The 19,174-nt window shown below is 45.2% G+C and carries 15 protein-coding genes; 5 read left to right on the plus strand and 10 right to left on the minus strand.

Going from position 1 to position 19,174, the window contains the following annotated elements:
- Positions 1-268 precede the first annotated feature (268 nt).
- The gene (locus A5882_RS04270; protein WP_016612072.1) at positions 269-1,231 is read left to right on the plus strand and encodes a biotin--[acetyl-CoA-carboxylase] ligase; all 963 of its coding nucleotides are present in this window, start codon (positions 269-271) and stop codon (positions 1,229-1,231) included.
- 333 nt (positions 1,232-1,564) lie between these two features.
- Here A5882_RS04270 and menA read toward each other — a convergent pair whose 3' ends face one another.
- The 3 genes from menA to pplA all read right to left on the minus strand — a co-directional run bounded on the left by menA (position 1,565) and on the right by pplA (position 4,807).
- Positions 1,565-2,518: a 1,4-dihydroxy-2-naphthoate polyprenyltransferase gene (gene menA / locus A5882_RS04275; RefSeq protein WP_008381742.1), complete on the minus strand. Its 954-nt coding sequence runs from the start codon at positions 2,516-2,518 to the stop codon at positions 1,565-1,567.
- Between the two features lie 12 nt (positions 2,519-2,530).
- Positions 2,531-3,607 carry an FAD:protein FMN transferase gene (locus A5882_RS04280; protein ID WP_086332804.1) on the minus strand — a complete coding sequence of 359 codons (1,077 nt, stop codon included), beginning with the start codon at positions 3,605-3,607 and terminating at the stop codon, positions 2,531-2,533.
- A gap of 261 nt (positions 3,608-3,868) precedes the next feature.
- Positions 3,869-4,807, minus strand: a complete 939-nt coding sequence (gene pplA / locus A5882_RS04285) for an extracellular electron transfer flavoprotein PplA (RefSeq protein WP_086372477.1) — start codon at positions 4,805-4,807, stop codon at positions 3,869-3,871.
- A 270-nt stretch (positions 4,808-5,077) separates the two neighbouring features.
- Here pplA and A5882_RS04290 point away from each other — a divergent pair, with 270 nt between their 5' ends.
- From A5882_RS04290 to A5882_RS04305, 4 genes are all read left to right on the plus strand, one after another.
- Positions 5,078-7,018 carry an NAD(P)/FAD-dependent oxidoreductase gene (locus A5882_RS04290; protein WP_086372478.1) on the plus strand — a complete coding sequence of 647 codons (1,941 nt, stop codon included), beginning with the start codon at positions 5,078-5,080 and terminating at the stop codon, positions 7,016-7,018.
- Positions 7,019-7,224: 206 nt separating this feature from the next.
- A complete protein-coding gene (locus A5882_RS04295; protein WP_010748871.1) occupies positions 7,225-7,632 on the plus strand; it encodes a NusG domain II-containing protein in 408 nt (135 codons plus the stop codon).
- 10 nt (positions 7,633-7,642) lie between these two features.
- Complete coding sequence (locus A5882_RS04300) at positions 7,643-8,203, plus strand: Gx transporter family protein (protein WP_005232987.1); 561 nt, start codon at positions 7,643-7,645, stop codon at positions 8,201-8,203.
- A gap of 11 nt (positions 8,204-8,214) precedes the next feature.
- Positions 8,215-9,201, plus strand: a complete 987-nt coding sequence (locus A5882_RS04305; RefSeq protein WP_081119194.1) for a polyprenyl synthetase family protein — start codon at positions 8,215-8,217, stop codon at positions 9,199-9,201.
- 157 nt (positions 9,202-9,358) lie between these two features.
- On the opposite strand, the gene gor is transcribed toward A5882_RS04305, so the two are convergent.
- The 7 genes from gor to A5882_RS04340 all read right to left on the minus strand — a co-directional run bounded on the left by gor (position 9,359) and on the right by A5882_RS04340 (position 19,161).
- Positions 9,359-10,705, minus strand: coding sequence for a glutathione-disulfide reductase (gor, locus tag A5882_RS04310; protein ID WP_086316702.1), 1,347 nt, complete (start codon positions 10,703-10,705; stop codon positions 9,359-9,361).
- A gap of 93 nt (positions 10,706-10,798) precedes the next feature.
- Positions 10,799-12,040 (minus strand): U32 family peptidase, encoded by a 1,242-nt coding sequence (locus tag A5882_RS04315; protein ID WP_008381725.1) that lies wholly within the window; start codon positions 12,038-12,040, stop codon positions 10,799-10,801.
- A gap of 13 nt (positions 12,041-12,053) precedes the next feature.
- On the minus strand, positions 12,054-12,974 hold the full coding sequence (locus A5882_RS04320) for a peptidase U32 family protein (protein WP_086298904.1): 921 nt from the start codon (positions 12,972-12,974) through the stop codon (positions 12,054-12,056).
- 269 nt (positions 12,975-13,243) lie between these two features.
- Positions 13,244-15,724, minus strand: a complete 2,481-nt coding sequence (locus tag A5882_RS04325; RefSeq protein ID WP_008381720.1) for an ATP-dependent Clp protease ATP-binding subunit — start codon at positions 15,722-15,724, stop codon at positions 13,244-13,246.
- Positions 15,725-15,729: 5 nt separating this feature from the next.
- A complete protein-coding gene (locus tag A5882_RS04330) occupies positions 15,730-16,197 on the minus strand; it encodes a CtsR family transcriptional regulator (RefSeq protein ID WP_005230319.1) in 468 nt (155 codons plus the stop codon).
- 223 nt (positions 16,198-16,420) lie between these two features.
- Complete coding sequence (gene pknB / locus A5882_RS04335; protein WP_086298905.1) at positions 16,421-18,424, minus strand: Stk1 family PASTA domain-containing Ser/Thr kinase; 2,004 nt, start codon at positions 18,422-18,424, stop codon at positions 16,421-16,423.
- Positions 18,421-19,161 (minus strand): Stp1/IreP family PP2C-type Ser/Thr phosphatase, encoded by a 741-nt coding sequence (locus tag A5882_RS04340; protein WP_005230317.1) that lies wholly within the window; start codon positions 19,159-19,161, stop codon positions 18,421-18,423. The genes pknB and A5882_RS04340 overlap by 4 nt, the downstream gene beginning before the upstream one ends.
- Positions 19,162-19,174: the final 13 nt, after the last annotated feature.

A 19,174-nucleotide genomic window follows, 5' to 3' on the forward strand; every position in this document is an offset into this window, starting at 1 on the left:
TTCCTAAGCCGAAACGGACAATATTTCGTTTCTGCTTTTTTCGTTCAGATAGTTTTTGCAACTCCTTATTATACAGATGAAGCACTTCTCTGTCAAGCTTTCATTGGAAGTTACAATGCTTTTCTGGCGCACCCATTTCCTAAGATTTTCTAAAGAAAAAAACAAGGCTGGTGTGGACTGTTTTTCGTAAGAAACTACTTTGCTTTTTGCCGATTTCTTGCTATGCTAACGAAAACGTTACACGTGAAACATTAGGAAGGATATCCTTATGACGACAAAAGAAAAAATACTGACCTTATTACAAAAAGAAGATACTGTGCTATCTGGAGAGAAACTGGCCCAAGCTTTGTCGATCTCTCGTACCGCAGTCTGGAAAGCCATTAAAGAACTCGAGAAAGAAGGCTATCATTTCGAACACTTGGCCAACGGCTATCGCTTTGTCTCGGATGATCGCTACGATCAAACAGCACTTGCGGCAGCCTTGCCGATGATTCCCACGATTCAAATCAAGGAAGCTGTTGAATCCACCATGAAAGAAGCCAAGATTGCCGCTTTGGATAGTGGACTGGCAACCCCCGCCCTTTTTTTGACCGAAACGCAAACAGGCGGTCATGGCCGCTTCGAACGACCGTTTTTCTCACCGAAAAAACAAGGGATCTATATGAGCTTGCTTTTAAAACCAAACCAAGCGTTTCAAGAATTGCCGCAATATACCGTTCTGGCGGCGGTAGCAGTTGCCGAAGCCATCGATGCCCTTCTAATGAAGGAAACGGCCATTAAGTGGGTCAACGATCTGTACTTAGATGGAAAAAAAATCTGCGGTATTTTGTCTGAAGCAACCAGTGACTTTGAGACAGGCCGTATTACTTCGGTTGTGATCGGTATCGGCATCAGTTTTTCAATTCCGCAACAGCAGTTTCCAGCAGAGATTCGGGAAAAAGCGACCTCACTCTTTCCTGGTGAAGAGTATCCAACCTTTTCTCGGGTCGCGTTGATCCAAGAAATTTGGCGTCGGTTCTTCCAATTGTTAGCGCAACTGCCTGACATGAATTATATGGCCCGCTATCGGCAGAAATCCTTCGTTTTGGGCCGCACCGTTCAATTTACGCAACAAGGTGTGACCTATGAAGGGATCGCCAAAGACATTACCAACACCGGTGAATTAGTGGTGGAAACAGCGACGGAGCGCAAGGTGCTTTCTTCTGGAGAAATCAGTTTGGAACGGTATTGATGCTGCGAAAAAACCGCAAACCAGCTTGCTGATTCGCTGCTTTCGTAGGCAATTACTCAAAGCAATCGCGAGCACAAATGCCTCCATAAGCTGACCTGCTTATTCCGAGGGTTTAAGCAAAAAGCAACCTAGGCAGGTCCCCTTTCTTTCGGATTTAGCCACTGTCACCAAAACTTTACTGTTGCGATCAGGATCGCAGAGAAAGCAAGCCTAATCTTTTCATAATAAGCATTATGATCGTTATTTTATCAAATGATTTCTGAAGTTTTTTACGTTATTTTGGTTCTCAAAAAAAGATCGACCTGCTCTTTCAAGAGCGGGTCGATCTTTTTTTTAAAGCAATTGCCACAACAGACAGAAAAGCAAGCCCAAAGCATAGCTGCTGTTGAATAGAATCATGTTCTTAATCGAATAGCCGAAACTACGTGGGTGGGGCAGGCTGGCTTGATGCTCTTTCAAATTTTGGTGGATTTTCGGCAGTGTCAGAAACACGAGCAAAATCGGCCATTGGAAGAGACCAAACAAGAGGCCCAATAAAATAGCGGCGTAGGAAGCTAGCATCATTCCTTGAAACAGACGGATACCTGCTTCGCGACCGATGTAGTACACCAGTGTGTAGCGGTGATTTTCGATATCGGCTTCCAGATCCCGTAAGTTATTGGCTAACATGATGTCAGCAATCGTGAAAATCAATGGCAAGGATGCCAACACAATCGCACAAACGGCCCAGAGGTTCCCCACTAAGCCAAAGGTCCCGTTCGCAAAATCCAGTGCCAGATAAAACACTTTTTGATCAATAGTATTGATATAGATCGTGATGGCAAAAATCCCTAATCCCATCGTTACGCCGCTGAACACCTCGCCTAAAGGCATCCGCGATAACGGAATGGGGCCAAAGGTATAAAAGACTCCGATAAAGCAAACGACCAACCCCATCACTAGCAGCAACCAGCCAGTGACAAACGACAAGTAAAGACCAATTAACAAGGTTCCTGCCAACATCGCAAAAATCAGATTGCGAACAGTAGCTTCTGAGATGTTTTCTCGCCCGATCACATTGTGCTGGTATTTGTAGGTTTCTGATTTGGCTTTTTTGAAATCCATATAATTGTTGATGGACGTCGTCGTCAAATCAAACAGCAGCATCCCCAGAAAAAAGATTGCGGTATTCAACGGATGAAATTCATGAAAATACACCAACGAGAACAACACACCCATAATGAAGGGGAAGACACTGGCCACTTTGGTACGGATCTCCACTACTTCTAAAAACACTGAAAGAGACATCTTTCACTCCTCCTATTCTAAATCAGCACGATCACCCATCGTGTAGCCTGATTCCTCTGAAAGCTCAAAGGTATCTTTGATGCCGTCTGTAACGTACACTTTATCTTCTTTTGTGATAAAGATCGCATCGGTCCCCTTTTCGGTATGCTGTTCGATATAAGCCAAGCCTTCTTTGACCCCTTTATCAAACGCCACCGTAGTCAACCCGTCACCATCGATGGATTTGTCGGTGATCACAGTCACACTTGCTACATCGCTATCGTAAGGATAGCCAGTCTCAGAATCAAAAATATGGTGATACGTTTTGCCGTCTACTTCTAAGTAGCGTTCGTAGATCCCTGAAGTAACCACTGTTTTATTGGTTTCTTTGATACTACCGATAATCGAGCCGCGAGATTTGTTCGGGTCTTGGATTCCGACATTCCATGGCTCATCTGTGCCGCGGTTACTATGACCTAATACATAGACATTCCCGCCCAAATCGACGATCGCGGAAGTCACGCCATTGTCCTTCAACACTTTGACGACTTCGTCCGTGATATAGCCTTTAGCGATCGCCCCAAGGTCAAGGATCATGTCCTTGTCTTTTAAATAAACGGTTTGATCTTCATCGTTAAACTCGACTTGTTCATAATTGATATGTTTCAATGCTTCATCGATCTCAGATTGCTCTGGCTTGCGGGCATCATCAAAGCCGATTCGCCATAATTGGGTGATGGCACCGATGGCCATATTAAAGCCGCCATCTGATCTCACACTGTAATCGTAAGCTTCTTTTAGCAAATAATAAATATCATCCGAAACCTTCACTGGTTTGATGCCAGCTTGCGCATTGATTTCATCGATCTCTGATCCTGCTTGGTTGATGGTGATTTTATCGCCTAATTCTCTGATGCGGTCAAAGGCTGGCTTCATAGCGTCCTCTTTGCCTTCATCATAAATGCGGATTCGAGTATAAGTGCCTAATAAAAATTCTTCTTGAAAATATGGTTCTTCCCGCAGCGTCGTTGCTTCCTGATTACTGCCACAAGCTGCCAACATTGTGCCTAAAAAAACAAACATCAGAAAAAACGTTACTTTCTTTTTCATGATTTTCCTCTTTTCTATTGTCTTCAACCTTCATATAATAGCCTTTTTTTGGCAGAATGAAAAGGGGCATTCCGTGATTTCACAAGGTATTTTAGGAATCCTTAATCGATGCTTTCCATCATTAAAGCACCCATTTCTTTTAAAAAAAAGTACTCACCAGATTGCTTTTTTTTGCACGAACTTTTCCCCTCTCATGGCTGCCCACGAAAAAAAGACAGCACTCAAAGCGAATGCTGTCCTCTTAATGGAAAGAAGTTGTGATTATTCAGTAACGAAGTTATCGACTTCAATGGTTGTTTGGTCACCTTTTTCAGCGGCATTCAACAATTGTTGTGCATAGATAACAAAGCTGTGGAAGCTGTGGGTTGCACCAGAAACGACGTCCATATCTGCCACAGAACCATCTTCAGCATTGACTGCAGAAACAAAAGCTTCATTGAAGTTTGGAATGAATTCTTCTGGACCAGTGCCAGATTTTGCTTCCATGTTTTCATTGTATTCTGCATCATCTTTTTTCGACTCGCCGGCTTCGTTCAGGTAGTCGTAGTTTGATTCAGCGATTTTACCGTCAGCCACAGTCATTGAGAAGACCACGCGGTAACCGTTTGAGTAGTTCTTTTCTTCTAATGTATAGGTTCCGTCTTGCAAGTCTGCACCATTGTCGATTTCAATGGTTTCCGTGTTGCCTGCTTGCGCCGCTTGAATCAATTGTTGTGCATAGTTTTGGAAGGAATCAAAGGAATGAGTCGCGCCAGAAACTACTTCGATTGAAGAAGGGCTTTGTGCGGCAACTAATTCTTCATTGAATTTAGGAATAAATTCTTCTGGGCTGATGCCTGCTTTTTCTTTCATCGTTTCATTGTATTCAGTGTTTTCTGTTTTTGATTCGCCATCAGCATTCACGTTGTCATATTTTGATTCAACGATTTTGCCGTCTTTGACTGTGATCTCAAATGTGACACGGTAGTCGTTTTTATAGTTCTTTTCTTCTAAACGATACGTCCCATCTTGCATTGGCTCGCCCGCAACAACGGTTGCTTCCGTGCTTTCTGTTGATGCTGAATCGCTTACAGAAGTTTGTGATGTACTTTCACTAGTTGACGAAGAAGCTGTGTTATTGTCGTCTGCTCCGCAACCCCCTAACAACATTGCTGAGAATGAAAATACCGCCATACCTACAATCAATTTCTTTGCTTTCATAATTATCCACCTTTTACTTGTTTATTTTCCCCACAAAAAAGTTTGTGATACATCTAACATTGTAAAGTAAATTTACGATATGTCAACCGCTTCCTTTCCGCTTTTTTACGGAAAAAGGACTTATTTTTTGATTTTCGCAAGTTTTCACGAATTTCAGGAAATATGCGTTTTTTTCATCAGAATCGTTAGACAAATGAACCATTTGTCTATATAATAGGAACGATTGTGTAATTATTATCATAGATTATTTTTATTAAGGAGAGATTTGCAATGGCAAAGAAAAACATTGTCGTTGTCGGTGCCGGTTATGCAGGCGTTTCTGCTACGAAGTACATGGCAAAGAAATTGAAAAAAGACAATGATGTTGAGATAACATTGATCGACCGTCACTCTTATCATACGATGATGACTGAACTGCATGAAGTCGCTGGAGGACGTGTAGAACCTACCGCAATTCAATATGACTTGCAGCGCTTGTTCTCACGCAAGAAAAATGTTCGTTTAGTAACCGATACAGTAACTGGGATCGATAAAGAAAATAAAACCGTCCAAACAAAATTAGGTAGCTATTCATTTGACTACTTGATTTTAGGGATGGGTGGCGAACCGAATGACTTTGGTACACCTGGTGTTAAAGAAAATGGCTTTACTTTATGGTCATTTGACGATGCTGTCCGCATTCGCGAACACATTGAAAAAACTGTCGCAAAAGCAGCGATCGAACCAGATGCAGCATTACGCAAAGCAATGTTGACCTTTGTCGTTTGTGGTTCTGGATTTACCGGGATCGAAATGATCGGTGAACTGATCGATTGGAAAGATCGTTTAGCTTCCGATTATAAATTGGACCCAAGTGAAATCAGCTTGAAAGTCGTTGAAGCAATGCCAACAATCTTGAACATGCTTGATCGTAACGATGCAGCCAAAGCAGAACGCTACTTGAAGAAAAACAATGTTGATCTTGTCTTGAATGCACCAATCGTTGAAGTGGCACCTGACCACATCAAACTAAAAGATGGTTCAACGATCCCAACCCACACATTGATCTGGACTGCCGGTGTCAAAGGGACTAGCGATGCTGCTGATTTCGGTTTAGAAACAGCCCGTGGTTTCCGTCTAGTTGCCAATGAGTACATGGAAGCAAAAGGGTACGAAGACAAAAACATCTATATTATTGGTGACTTGGTTTACTTCGAAGAATTCCCGAATACACCAACACCACAAATCGTGCAAGCAGCTGAACAAACAGGTCACACTGCAGCAACGAACATCGTTTCAGCCATCAAAGGCGGCGAAAAACATAAATTCAAAGGAAACTACCAAGGATTTATGGTTTCGATCGGTGCCAAATGGGGCGTGGCGAACTTATTCAATAAGATTCACCTGAGCGGTTTCTTAGCGATCATTATGAAACACATCGTTAACTTGAAATACTTCTTTGATATTCGTTCTGGTTACTACATGTTCCAATACTTGATGCATGAAATCTTCCACATCAAAGATGACCGGACAGTCGCTCGTGGTCACACGTCTCGTTACGGTAACGTCTTGTGGAGTGTTCCGCTTCGTATTTTCTATGGTCTTGTCTGGTTCGTTGAAGCCTTCAAGAAAATTTTAGGTACGAATGGGGAAGTCTTCAAACCTGGTACTTGGTTCGGTGAAGGTTCTTGGTTCCAAGGCAACAGCGTATTCCCTTGGACTTGGGAATATCAAACAGTCGCTGATGCAGCAAGTGGTGCTAGTGAAGCAGCCGATGCAGCAAGTGCCGCTAGTGGCACCGGTGAAGCAGCCGATGCAGCGACACAAGCCGCACACTTTGGTTTGAGCTATGCTTACGGTGAACAACCAATGATCGTGATCGAAAAATCACCTGACTGGTTCACAAAAGTTATGCAATTTATTATGCCAAACAACGACGTTGCAATGTTCTTCCAAAAATTCATGGTCTTCTTTGAAATTGCTTTAGCTCTTGCATTGATGGCTGGTCTCTTCACTTGGTTAGTGAACGCAACGACCATCGTTTTAGTGTTGACTTTCTGTATGTCTGGTATGTTCTACTGGGTAAACATCTGGTTCATTCCAGTTGCGTTTGCCTTGATGAACGGTTCAGGACGCGCAGTCGGTTTAGATCGTTGGGTAATCCCATGGTTGCAACGTACCCTTGGAAAATGGTGGTACGGTACCCCTCGCTCCTTATATGGCAATAAATAAGCCAGCAAAATAGAATACCTGTACGACTTCATGAGACTAAGACATTCTGATTTTCAATCAGTGTCTTGGTCTCTTTCCAAGTACAGAACTTTTTCTTGATCGTCCTTGCACAGAAATCGGTGGATTATTGAGGATTCAGCTAGTAGAATCTTGTCTTCTTATGCTAGAATGAGACACATCACATGAAAGAACAGGAGTCTTTTTTGATGAAACTAAAAGAATTTATCCGCGATGCCCATTTAAAACCATGGGATGGCGTCATCATACTTGTTTTGATCCTCAGCTCTTTTTTACCGATTTTTATTTTTGGCCAGACGCAAACAGCGGACAAAGAAGCCGTCTTGCGGGTCGATGGGACAGAAATCAAACGTTTTGACTTAGTTGAAGGTCAAAAAACGTACACCTATCTTTATGAAGATGAAGACGGGGATACCAATTTACTGGAGATCGAAGGCGATCGGATCCGAATCAAGGAAGCTGATTGCGGCGACCAGATTTGTGTGCGCCGTGGCTGGGCCAGTAAAAATGGGGAAACCATCGTCTGTCTACCTCATAAATTGGTGATCGAAATCCAAGCCGCAGATGGGAGTGAGACCGACGATCTAATCTATTGATCGTTTGCTTATGAGTCGATTACAACGAATAATTTTCATCTCACTGCTGGTCGCCCAAGGGGTCGTGATTGGTTTAGTTGAAAATATGATCCCTTATCCATTTGCCTTTGCGCCTGGTGCGAAACTAGGTTTGGCAAATTTAATTACCATTATTGCATTGTTCACCATGCCGAAAAAAGACAGCTTTCTCTTGATTTGGCTAAGACTGATTTTAACGACGTTACTAGGAGGAACGGTTTCAACCTTCTTATATAGTATGAGTGGTTCCTTACTGAGCTACTTTGGGATGTCTTTGGTGAAACAGTTGGGGCCTAAGCGTGTCAGTATCATCGGCATTAGTGCGGCTGGCGGTTTCTTACACAACGTCGGACAGTTGATTACTGCCTCATGGATCGCTCAATCCTGGAGCGTGATGCTCTACTTGCCGGTCCTGTCTTTCTTTGGGATCTTGTCCGGGATCGCTATCGGGATCGCCGCCAACTACTTGCTACGTCGTGTTGAAACACTGCGCCGTTTTCAAATTGATTATGAACGCCAGACCAAAGTCAAATGGCGCTCGGATTCAGAATAAAGGAGTTAATTATGAAACTTCATTCCATGTGGCAAGAGTATCCAGCATTGCAAGCTGACTTATCTGCCTCCTTGCAATTGATGGAAAAATCATTAAAACTAAAAAACAAAGAGGTCGAACAAGCGATCCTGTCCATGATCCATTCAGGTGGAAAACTGCTGCGTCCTGCTTATCAGCTGCTCTTTTCTGCTTATGGCAGCGACAAAGATCGCGAAAAAGCCGTCGCATTGGCGGCTTCGATTGAGATGCTCCACACTGCTTCGCTGATCCACGACGATATCGTCGATCATGCGGACACCCGCCGCAAGCTGCCGACCATTCGTTCCGAATTTGGCAACGATGTCGCTGTCTATGCTGGTGATTACCTCTTCGTCTGCTGCTTCAAATTGATGGCGGATTATGCTAGCTCCATGAAAAGCTTGCAAATGAATTCCCGTAGTATGGAAAAAATCCTCGCCGGCGAATTAGGGCAAATGAGCAAACGATACGATTTGTCCGTCACCGTCGAGGATTACTTAGAAAACATTCGCGGCAAAACCGCTGAATTGTTTGCCTTAAGCTGCTTTATCGGGGCTTACGAAAGCGGCACCTCCTTGCGCTTTGCCAATCAAGCCCGTGAGATCGGCGAAGCCATTGGCCTTGCCTTTCAAATCATGGATGACGTCTTGGATTACAGTCAAGATGCGACTGCCTTAGGAAAACCAGTATTGGAAGATGTTCGGCAAGGCGTCTATTCTTTGCCGCTGTTGATGGCATTGAAAAATGACCGCCAACAACTGTTGCCACTGCTGGAAAAACAAGCTGCCATGACTGAGGCGGATACCCATGAAGTCTATCGGATCGTCCAAGAAAGCGCCGGTATTGACGAAGCCAAGAAACTCGCTGCCGACTACACGAAAAAAGCTTTGCAAGCGATCCAGAAATTGCCTGAGACCAAAGATGAAACCAAAACATATCTTTATCAGATCACTGCTCAGATCCTTGGGCGTCAGAACTGATCAAGGATAAACCCAGCAGCTGGGATCATCCTGAAATAAGCCCCCAAGGTTCGATTTCTGATCTACTTTTGGGGACTTTTTAGTTGATAGCTAGAATTTTATACGCAAAAAAAGCCTCAACGGACAACTCATCTGTCCGTTGAGGCTTTTTTTTCTTTTAACGCATCGTCACAAATTCTTCTGACCCCGTCGGATGAATGGCAACGGTTTGATCAAAGTCTGCTTTTGTAGCACCCATTTTGATGGCTACAGCGAAGCCTTGCAGCATTTCATCGACACCGATCCCGATGCCGTGCAGACCGATGATTTTTTCTTCTTCTCCTAAGCACACCAATTTCATCTCACACTTTTGGCGATACTCATTTAAAGCAAAGTACATCGGTGTAAAGCGCGAACGATACACCTTTATCTGCTCTTGGCCGTATTTTTCCAAGGCTGCTTCTTCGGATAAACCAATCGTGGCAATCGGTGGATGCGTAAAGATGACCGTCGGTACTAAATTATAATCCAAGTACGCATCGCTTTGACCGTTGAACAAGCGTTCAGACAAGCGACGACCGGCGGCGATCGCAACCGGGGTCAAATCCAATTTTCCAATGACATCGCCCACCGCAAAAATCGAGTCATCTGTGGTATTTTGATATTTGTCCACAATGATAAACCCTTTTTCATCCAATTGGACATCGGTGTTTTCTAGGCCTAACTTATCCGTATTCGGCACGCGACCACCAGCAAAAAGGACGCAATCGCCGGTCAAGGTTTCACCATTTTCAAAGTGAACGAGATACTCGTCACCTTCTTTAATGATACGAGAGGCAACGTAGCCTGCATAAGTTTCGATCCCTGATTCTTGGTACATCTCCACAAGATTATCCGCAAGCATCTTGTCAAAGGTTCGTAATGGCCGCTCTTTGCGGTACGCCCAAGCCACTTGGCTGCCCAGCTGTTGGCTGACCCCGCTGATTTCGGCTGCGATGTAGCCTGCCCCTAAGACGACCATACGCTTTGGTGCTTCTCGCAACGCAAAAAAACCATTCGAGTCAATGGCGTACTCACCACCGGGAATATTCATAGCGCTGGGTTTTCCACCGGTGGCAATCAAAATATTTGCTGCATGGTAGTTTTCCCCATTGACGGTGACCGTGTGGTTATCCACAAACTGTGCATAACCGTGGATAACTTCTACATTATTGCTATCTAAGCCTTTTTGATAGGCTGTGTGTAAAAAATCAATGTATTTTTCACGGTTATCCACAAGCTCAGTGAAATTAAATTTATCCACATGTGGATAAATGCCGTAGCTAGTTGCGTCCCGCTTGATCATTTCTAACATCTCACTGGCTTGCCACATGACTTTTTTCGGCACACAGCCGACATTGACACAGGTGCCGCCTAATTCATTGCCTTCGATCAATAATACTTTGGCGCCGTGCATTCCTGCTCGATTGGCTGAGGCGATCCCGCCGCTGCCGCCGCCAATTACTATGTAGTCGTATGTTTCCATATTTGTTGTTTCCTCCTTAAGATTGTCTATGTTCTCATCGATCCTTTTTGGCTGGATTGATTCAACAAAAAAAGCCGAGAGAAACTCTCGACCTTATTTTTTCTTCCGAATCATGTCTCCGACTTCCACCGGTTCTTTGACCGGCATCGTCAGCAGCATCATAGGATTTGGTGCACGATCGATGGATTCACCGTCTTCATTATACATGACTTCGACGGTTTGGTGAAAGTGATGGAATCCGGGACCGTAAAATTCGATTTCATCGCCGACGGAAAAGTGGTTCCGTTGCCGGATCGTAGCTGTTTTCGTTGCCGGATCATATGCCATGACTTCCCCAATAAACTTGTATTGTGGAATTTTCCGACGTGGACCAAACAACTGCTCATTTTCACTCGGGGTATCATAGTAAAAGCCTGACGCAAGCTCGCGCTGCGCAACTTTCCACAGTTCATCGATCCATTCTTGTTTGCAGACATAGTTCTCTGGATCGGCCATGTAACTGTCCACGGCTGCTTTATAAACGTTCGCCACGGTTGAAACATAGTGGATCGATTTCATGCGGCCTTCGATTTTGAAACTATCCACGCCGTTTTCAATCAGATCAGGGATATGTTCAATCATCGACATATCCACAGCACTCATAGAAAACTCTTCTTCCACTGTACCGTTCTTGGTCAAACTGTTTCGTTCCGTTGCAAAGGGCATGTCAAACAGATCATATTTCCAACGGCAAGATTGCGAACAGCCGCCGCGATTAGCGTCTCGCATCGACATATGATTGGACAAAGTACAACGGCCAGAATACGAAATACACATGGCGCCATGAATAAAGGCTTCGATCTCCACGCTGGTATTTTTGCGGATCTCAGCGACTTCCTCCATCGACACTTCCCGAGCGAGGACGACCCGTTCTAGGCCTTCTTCTCGCCAAAATTCCAACGTTTCATAGTTCGTGGCACTGGCTTGGGTGGACAAATGGATCGGTAGACCCGGCGCTTCTGTTGCGCAGATCTGGATCAAAGCTGGATCAGAAACAATCACGGCCGAAATACCGACATCTCGCAATTCCCGAAAGAACTCCCCTGCACCTTCTTGATTGCCCTCATGAGTCACCATGTTGGCTGCTACATAGACTTTTGCGTTGTGGGCTTTGGCAAAAGCTACCCCTTCCGCCATTTCTTCATAGGTAAAGTTTCCCGCGCGACTCCGTAGGCCATAGGCATTGCCGCCGATATAGACAGCGTCAGCGCCATAGTGGATCGCTGTTTTTAATTTTTCTAACGTACCAGCTGGTGCTAACACTTCTGGTCGTTTCAATGCTTGTTTAACGGTCATTTGTTCTTGCTCCTTACTTGATATCGTCAGGATCGATGGCATAAAATCCAGTGTCTAACCCACGTTCTGCCGGATGAAGTTGGGCAACTTGTTCACTGAGCACAGCAGCTTGCTCTGCTTGCCACTCCCCACTTTCTACAAGGGTCTTGGCTTGGGCAAACAGTTTAGCAATTGCCACAAAGGCTGCCCCTCGTGTATAGATTCCGTCCAACTTCCAGGTTTGAAAGCCTGTTTCGGCTAATTCCGCCAGCTGCAGCAGCAAATTAATGTCGTTATTGGCAAAAATGTGCGTACCGTGGCTATCTTCATAAATGGAATAGTGGGTTTCTTCTTTTTTCGGTTCGGATAAAAACAACCCACGATCGTGGTTCTTTTCTTCCGATTGTTGGGTATAGTTATAATAATTTTGTAAAAGCGGACGCTTCGATTGGTGAATGCAGGTCGCACCATAAACCAATACTTCCACAGGAATATTTAGTTGCGGGGCCATGATTTTCATTTCCTCGAAAGGAACTTCTCGCGCTAAAACGGCTGCCCTTGCCCCTTTTTGTCCCCAAAAATTGATTTGACGAGCGCTTGTTACTAAGGTTTCCCCTGCATAGATAAATGGCAAGGCACATTCTGGATTTTGCTTCATGCGGTAAATGATCCCAGGATCTCCGAGAGCGATTTGATCGGCTTGATTGGTCTTCAGAAATGCTAGGTATTCTGGAATCAGCTTCATTTTTTCTGGGTGCATGATGCCATTGACCGCGATCGTCACTTTCTTTCCAGCTTCGTGGGCCATGTCGATCAGTCTGATTTGCTCTTCACGAGAAAAAGAGGCCGGTAGGCGCAGCCCAAATGTCTCTTCTCCAAAAAACAATGTATCAACATAAGGGATCAGCTGCTGTGCTTGCTCGATCGATTCCACCGTGGCGATAATCTCAACCATAATACTCCTCCTTTTTTCAACTCATTCATAGTATCACACAGCAGGATTCTTTCCAAGAGGTCTCGTTACTCTTTTTTTCACGAATAGCGCTTTGATCATTAATCAACCGTTGTCATAAAGCTATTTAGAAGGATATTTTTTTGTGAATCATCAATCATAACCAGTGGAGACTTCTTGATCACTACTAGACATAACAAGACAAAAAAGCGGCGTTCCTATGGATGCCGATTGCTCGACCATAGAAACGCCACTGCCGTTATTGGCTCGACTTAAACTTGTTGCAAGACCCGTGCTTGTCCCTCTTTGACATTGAGGGTAATCGATCCTTTGGAAGCACCGATCGTCACTTTGTCACCTAAATGAATTTGTCCTGATAGGAGTGCTTCACTTAAACGGTCTTCGACTTCTTTTTGCAAGGCCCGACGAATCGGCCGTGCCCCATATTCTGGATCAAAACCAGCTTTACCGATCACATCAATGGCAGATGGCGTGATCTTCAATTGGATGTCTTGGTTGCCTAATCGTTTGATGATCGCTTTGCTCATGATCTTCACGATCTCGTGGATCTCCCCTTCACCTAAGGATTGGAAGACCACTGTTTCATCCACACGGTTCAAGAACTCTGGACGGAAGGCTTTTTTCAGCTCTTCTAAGATCCGTTTTTGCATCGCTTGGTGATCTTTCGTTAAATCAGTGACATTAAACCCAACGCTTTTTTCTTCGCGGATTTGTTGGGCACCGATATTAGAGGTCATGATCAAAATCGTGTTGCGGAAATCGACCTTCCGACCTTTGGCATCCGTCAAATGACCATCATCTAGCACTTGCAAGAGGATATTGAAGACATCGGGATGGGCTTTTTCCACCTCGTCCAATAAGATGACGGAGTATGGTTTTGAACGGATTTTTTCCGTCAATTGCCCACCTTCATCGTAGCCGACATAGCCTGGCGGTGAACCGATCAAACGGCTCGTGCTGTATTTTTCCATAAATTCGGACATATCGACACGAACCAAGGCATCTTCACTACCAAACATCGCTTCTGCTAAGGCTTTGGCAAGCTCGGTTTTCCCGACACCGGTCGGGCCTAAGAACATGAAGGAACCAATTGGACGGTTCGGATCTTTCAACCCACTGCGGGCGCGGCGGATCGAACGAGCGACTGCCTTGACTGCTTCTTCTTGGCCAACTACCCGTTGATGCAAAATCTTTTCAAGATCCAACAAGCGTTCGCTTTCTTTTTTCTCCATCTGCTGCAAAGGTACGCCGGTCCATTGGGAAACGACCGTAGCAACATCTTCTGCAGTAACACTATCGGCATAGCCTGACGCTTCTTTGACTTCCATAAACGCCACTTCCGTCAATTGTTGGGTCAATTTCTTTTCCTTGATTCGCAGACGAGCTGCTGCTTCAAAATCTTGCTGGCGAATGGCTGCTTCTTTTTCTTCGATCAAGTTAGCGATCTCGTTTTGTAGATCTGCCAATTCCGAACTTTCATCGGTTTTGTCTAGACGCACTTTGGCTGCTGATTCATCCATCAAATCGATGGCTTTATCTGGTAATTGGCGCGAATTGATGTAACGTACGGACAATTGCACAGCGGCGTGTAACGCATCATCAGAAATTTCCACCCCATGATGTTCTTCATAACGAGGACGCAAGCCGCGCAAAATTTCTTCCGCTTCTTCTGGTGTTGGTTCGTCGACTTGCACCCGGGCAAAACGGCGTTCTAATGCAGAATCTTTTTCAATGTATTTTTGGTACTCATCTAGTGTCGTGGCACCGATGGTTTGCAATTCCCCACGGGCTAAGGCTGGTTTCAGAATATTCGAGGCATCAATCGCCCCTTCTGCTCCGCCGGCCCCAATCAGTGTATGCAATTCATCAATGAATAAGATGATTTGACCATCTTGATAGATCTCATCAATGATTTTTTTCATTCGGTCTTCAAATTCGCCCCGGTATTTCGTTCCGGCAACTAAAGCCCCCATGTCCAGCATCATCAAACGCTTGTTTTGCATGTCTTCTGGGACTTCCCCATTGATGATTTTTTGGGCTAAGCCTTCGGCGATCGCGGTTTTCCCAACACCAGGTTCCCCCACGAGAACAGGGTTGTTTTTGGTCCGACGGCTAAGGATCTGGATCAGGCGTTTGACTTCTTTGGCACGACCGACAACAGGATCCAACCGTTTTTCACGGGCTAATTTGGTCAAATCACGGGCTAAGGAATCCAAGGTTGGTGTTCCTTGCTGCGCTTTGGCTTGGGCTGGACGACGACGACCAGCACTTCCGTTCGTTTTGCTTTCATTGAAGCCCATTTTTTTCTTCAAAAGCTGACGCATTTTCGCGAGACTCAAGCCGAGATTCAGCATGATTCGTGAAGCCAAAATGTCTTCGTCTCTTAATAAGCCTAATAATAGATGTTCGGTACCAATCTGTGGTGCCCCTAAACGCTTGGCTTCATCCCCTGCATAAGCAAATGTATGTTTTGCTCGTGGTGAATACGCGAGATAGGCATTTTCTGGGTATTGACGAACGGTGCCGTACCCTGTTAAATGTTCGATTTCTTCACGAATATCGTTTTCTGTGATATTCATTTCCCGTAACGTTTTGCCGGCGATCCCGTTTTGTTCAATGACCAGTGCCAATAGAATATGTTCAGAACCTACCGCTTGGTGCTTAAAGTATTTTGCTTCTTCTTGGGCGATAGCCAAAACGGCTTTCGCGCGTTGGGTGAATAATTCATCCATCTCTTTCACTTCCTGTCTTCGTAACTTAATCGTTCTAGAATTGCATGGAGCAAATCAGCTCGTGTTCTATTTTCATAAGGAGAACGTCCTAGAACTGCTTTCGCGATGACGGTCAATAATAAGTTGCCTTCTCGCTTGGACAGGATTCCTTCCTCATAAAGTTTCTGGATTATTGCATACGCATCTTTTTCCGAGATGGTTTCATCGAATAGTTGATTCATTTCTTTTAAGTAGTGGTGGCTGTCCGTGATTTTGACTTTTTCGATCCGAATATAGCCGCCCCCGCCGCGTTTGCTTTCAACCGCATAGCCTCTTTGAACGGTGAAGCGGGTATTGATCACGTAGTTTATTTGTGAGGGCACGCAGTTGAACAAATTTGCCATTTCCGCGCGACGAATCTCAATGGTTTCACTATCTTCAAGAATTTTCTTCAAATATGCTTCAATCAAATCGGAAGTGTTGTGATGACTCAATTCATTCCCTCCCTTGACTAATTCTGACCTTCATTATACCCAATTTTTGAATCCTTGGAAAGATGTACGCTTGCACAAAAGGAAGGTCTAAAGGAAATTTTAAAGACACCTGTGTCTCACTATAAGGTTTAGAAACAAAAACAAGCAGCTGGACGGGGAACAAAAAGAAAATTCTTTGGTCCCCGTAGGCTGCTTGGTTAAAGTATTTGATTTTAGCTAGTTTCTAATCACTATCTGAGCTACTTTCACTCGTAGCGCTTGAATCAGAGGAATCATCTGAACTACTGCTTGGCGTCGATGAGGACGAATCATCTGGTTCAGGTCCTCTAGAGATCGTGACCGTTACAGTGGAGCCAACTTCGACGGAGGTTCCAGCACCTGGAGAGACACGGACAACATGTCCAGCTGGTACCGAGTCATTATAGCCGTCCTCTTCCTCAAAAGTCGAGTCCAATCCCGCTTCATTCAAGTCTGCTTCTGCATCGGCTTGGCTTTTCCCAACGATTCTTGGTACATTGACCATTTCCTGCCCACTGCTGACCGTCAAAGTGATGGTCGTTTGGGAAGTCACCACCGTTTCACCTGTTGCGGGTGCTTGGGCGATGATCGTGCCTGATGGTTGACTGCTAGATTGATAGTTCACTTCGATCTGTGATCGGTCGACACCACGAGAAGTCAATGCTGCTCGTGCATCTGCCTCTGTCATGCCATAATAGTTGTCCATTGCGAAGCTATCTGGTCCAGAGCTGACCTTAAAGGTGATTTCGTCTTCTGCTGGGGAAACTTCCCGCCCTGCTGCTGGTGATTGACTGATAATATCCCCTTCATCGACATCATCTGACGACTCTAGCTCTTCTTTGATTCTGTCTTCATCAAAGCCCAAATCGATCAACTCTTTTTTGACATCATCAAAGGAGCGACCTTCATAGTCATCAAGGGTGATTTTCTTGGTTCCGCTACTGATGTAGAGGGTCACGACGGAATTCTTTTTGACTTCATTGCCTTCTGGCGGATCGGTCTTGACGACATTGCCTGCTTCGACTTCATCGTCTTCGATTTCTTCCACCTCGTCTGCCACTTGTAAGCCAGCGGCTTCCAGTTCGGCCCGGGCGGCCGCTTCTGTCTTGCCGTTGACTTCAGGAATCGCTACATCCCCCCGACCACCGCCGAATAGGAAATAACTGCCTATGCCTAGCAGTGCGATCACCATAATGACCGGCAGCAGCAGCCAGCGTTTGCGTTTTTTCTTTTTCGGTTTCGCTGATTCTTCGGCTTGATCCGCAGCCGTTTCTGCCACGGGTTCTTCCACTGGCGGCGTTTCAACTTGGGCTGCTTCTACAGGGGTCAGCACTCTCGTTTCATCCATCAGGGCATGAGGTTCCCATCTCGGTTCATTGAGTCGATCAGGTGACAATACAGTATCAAGATCCGCTCGCATTTCATCGGCAGTTTTGTACCGATCCGCCGGTTCTTTGGCGGTCGCCTTCAATACGACGTTTTCCAGCGATTGCGGAACATTTTTGTCATAGATCCGAATCGAAGGGATCTCATCTTGGAAATGTTTCAGGGCGATCGTTACGGCTGATTCGCCATCAAAAGGTACTTTGCCGGTTAAAATTTCATAGAGAATGATCCCAATCGCATAAATATCTGATTGATTGGTCGCCATACTGCCTCGTGCTTGTTCTGGTGAAAGATAATGCACCGAGCCTAACATCGAGTTGGTTTGGGTGATCGATGTTTCTGATAGGGCGATCGCGATCCCAAAATCGGTGATTTTCACCACGCCATCTTCATTGATCAGCACATTCTGGGGCTTGAGGTCCCGGTGAATGATGCGGTGTTGATGGGCCAGCGCTACCGCTGATAAGATTTGTTGGATGATATCAACGATCTGCAAATAAGGTACTGGATAGTGCGTTTGGATATAGCGCTTGAGATCCATCCCTTTGACATATTCCATCACCAAAAACTGCATGCCGTCTTCTTCGCCGACATCATAAACGGTTACGATGTTGGGATGAACCAGCTCAGTCGCCGCCAATGCTTCTCGTTGAAAGCGCCGAATCGCACTTTGGTCGTTTTGGAAGTCAAAACGAAGCACTTTGATTGCCACTTCACGGTCTAAGATCAAGTCATGCGCCAAAAACACATTTGCCATTCCGCCGCTGCCGATATTGCCGATGATTTTGTATCGGCCGTTTATCTTCTTCCCAATTTCGATCATGGGCGCTCTCCTCCAACTTTAATCAATAATACCGTGATATTGTCGACACCGCCGCGTTCGTTGGCTTGATCGATCAATGATTGCACTGCTTCTTCCAGCACAGGGGTTTCTTGGATCGTTGCTGTGATCTCTTCATCTGAGACCATGTTGGTCAATCCGTCTGAACACAGCAGCAAATAATCCCCGTCTGCAATAAAGTGGATCGCCACATCGACTTCGACTTCGCTTGGCATGCCGATCGAGCGGGTCAAAACGTTTTTGCGAGGATGATTCAAGGCCATTTCTGCTGTGATTTGTCCTGACTTCACCAATTCATTGACCAGTGAATGGTCCTCTGTGATTTGGGTCAGCACTTGATTGCGTAAAAGATAGGCACGGCTGTCCCCGACATTGGCGATCGTAAACTGGTCGCCTAATAAGGCCACAGCAATGATCGTGGTGCCCATGCCGCTAAGTTCTTCTTGTTCTTGTCCTTTTTGGAAAATCACTTGGCTTTCTGCTTGGATTTTTTGGATCAACCATTGGGCAGTTTTTTCACTGTCTGTCAGCTCTGTCTGTTCCCAAGCGGTGCCAATCTCACTGACTGCTTGACGGCTAGCGACATCTCCGGCCCGGTGGCCCCCCATGCCATCGGCAAGCAAGGCCAATGTCACATTGGCTTTATTTACATAGGTTGCTGCAAAATCTTGGTTTGTGTTGCGACGTTTGCCGACATCTGTTTGAAAACGAATCTCCAATTTCTTTCACCTC

Origin of the sequence: Enterococcus sp. 4E1_DIV0656 (assembly GCF_002140695.1) — a bacterium.
Classification (GTDB): domain Bacteria; phylum Bacillota; class Bacilli; order Lactobacillales; family Enterococcaceae; genus Enterococcus_D; species Enterococcus_D entomosocium.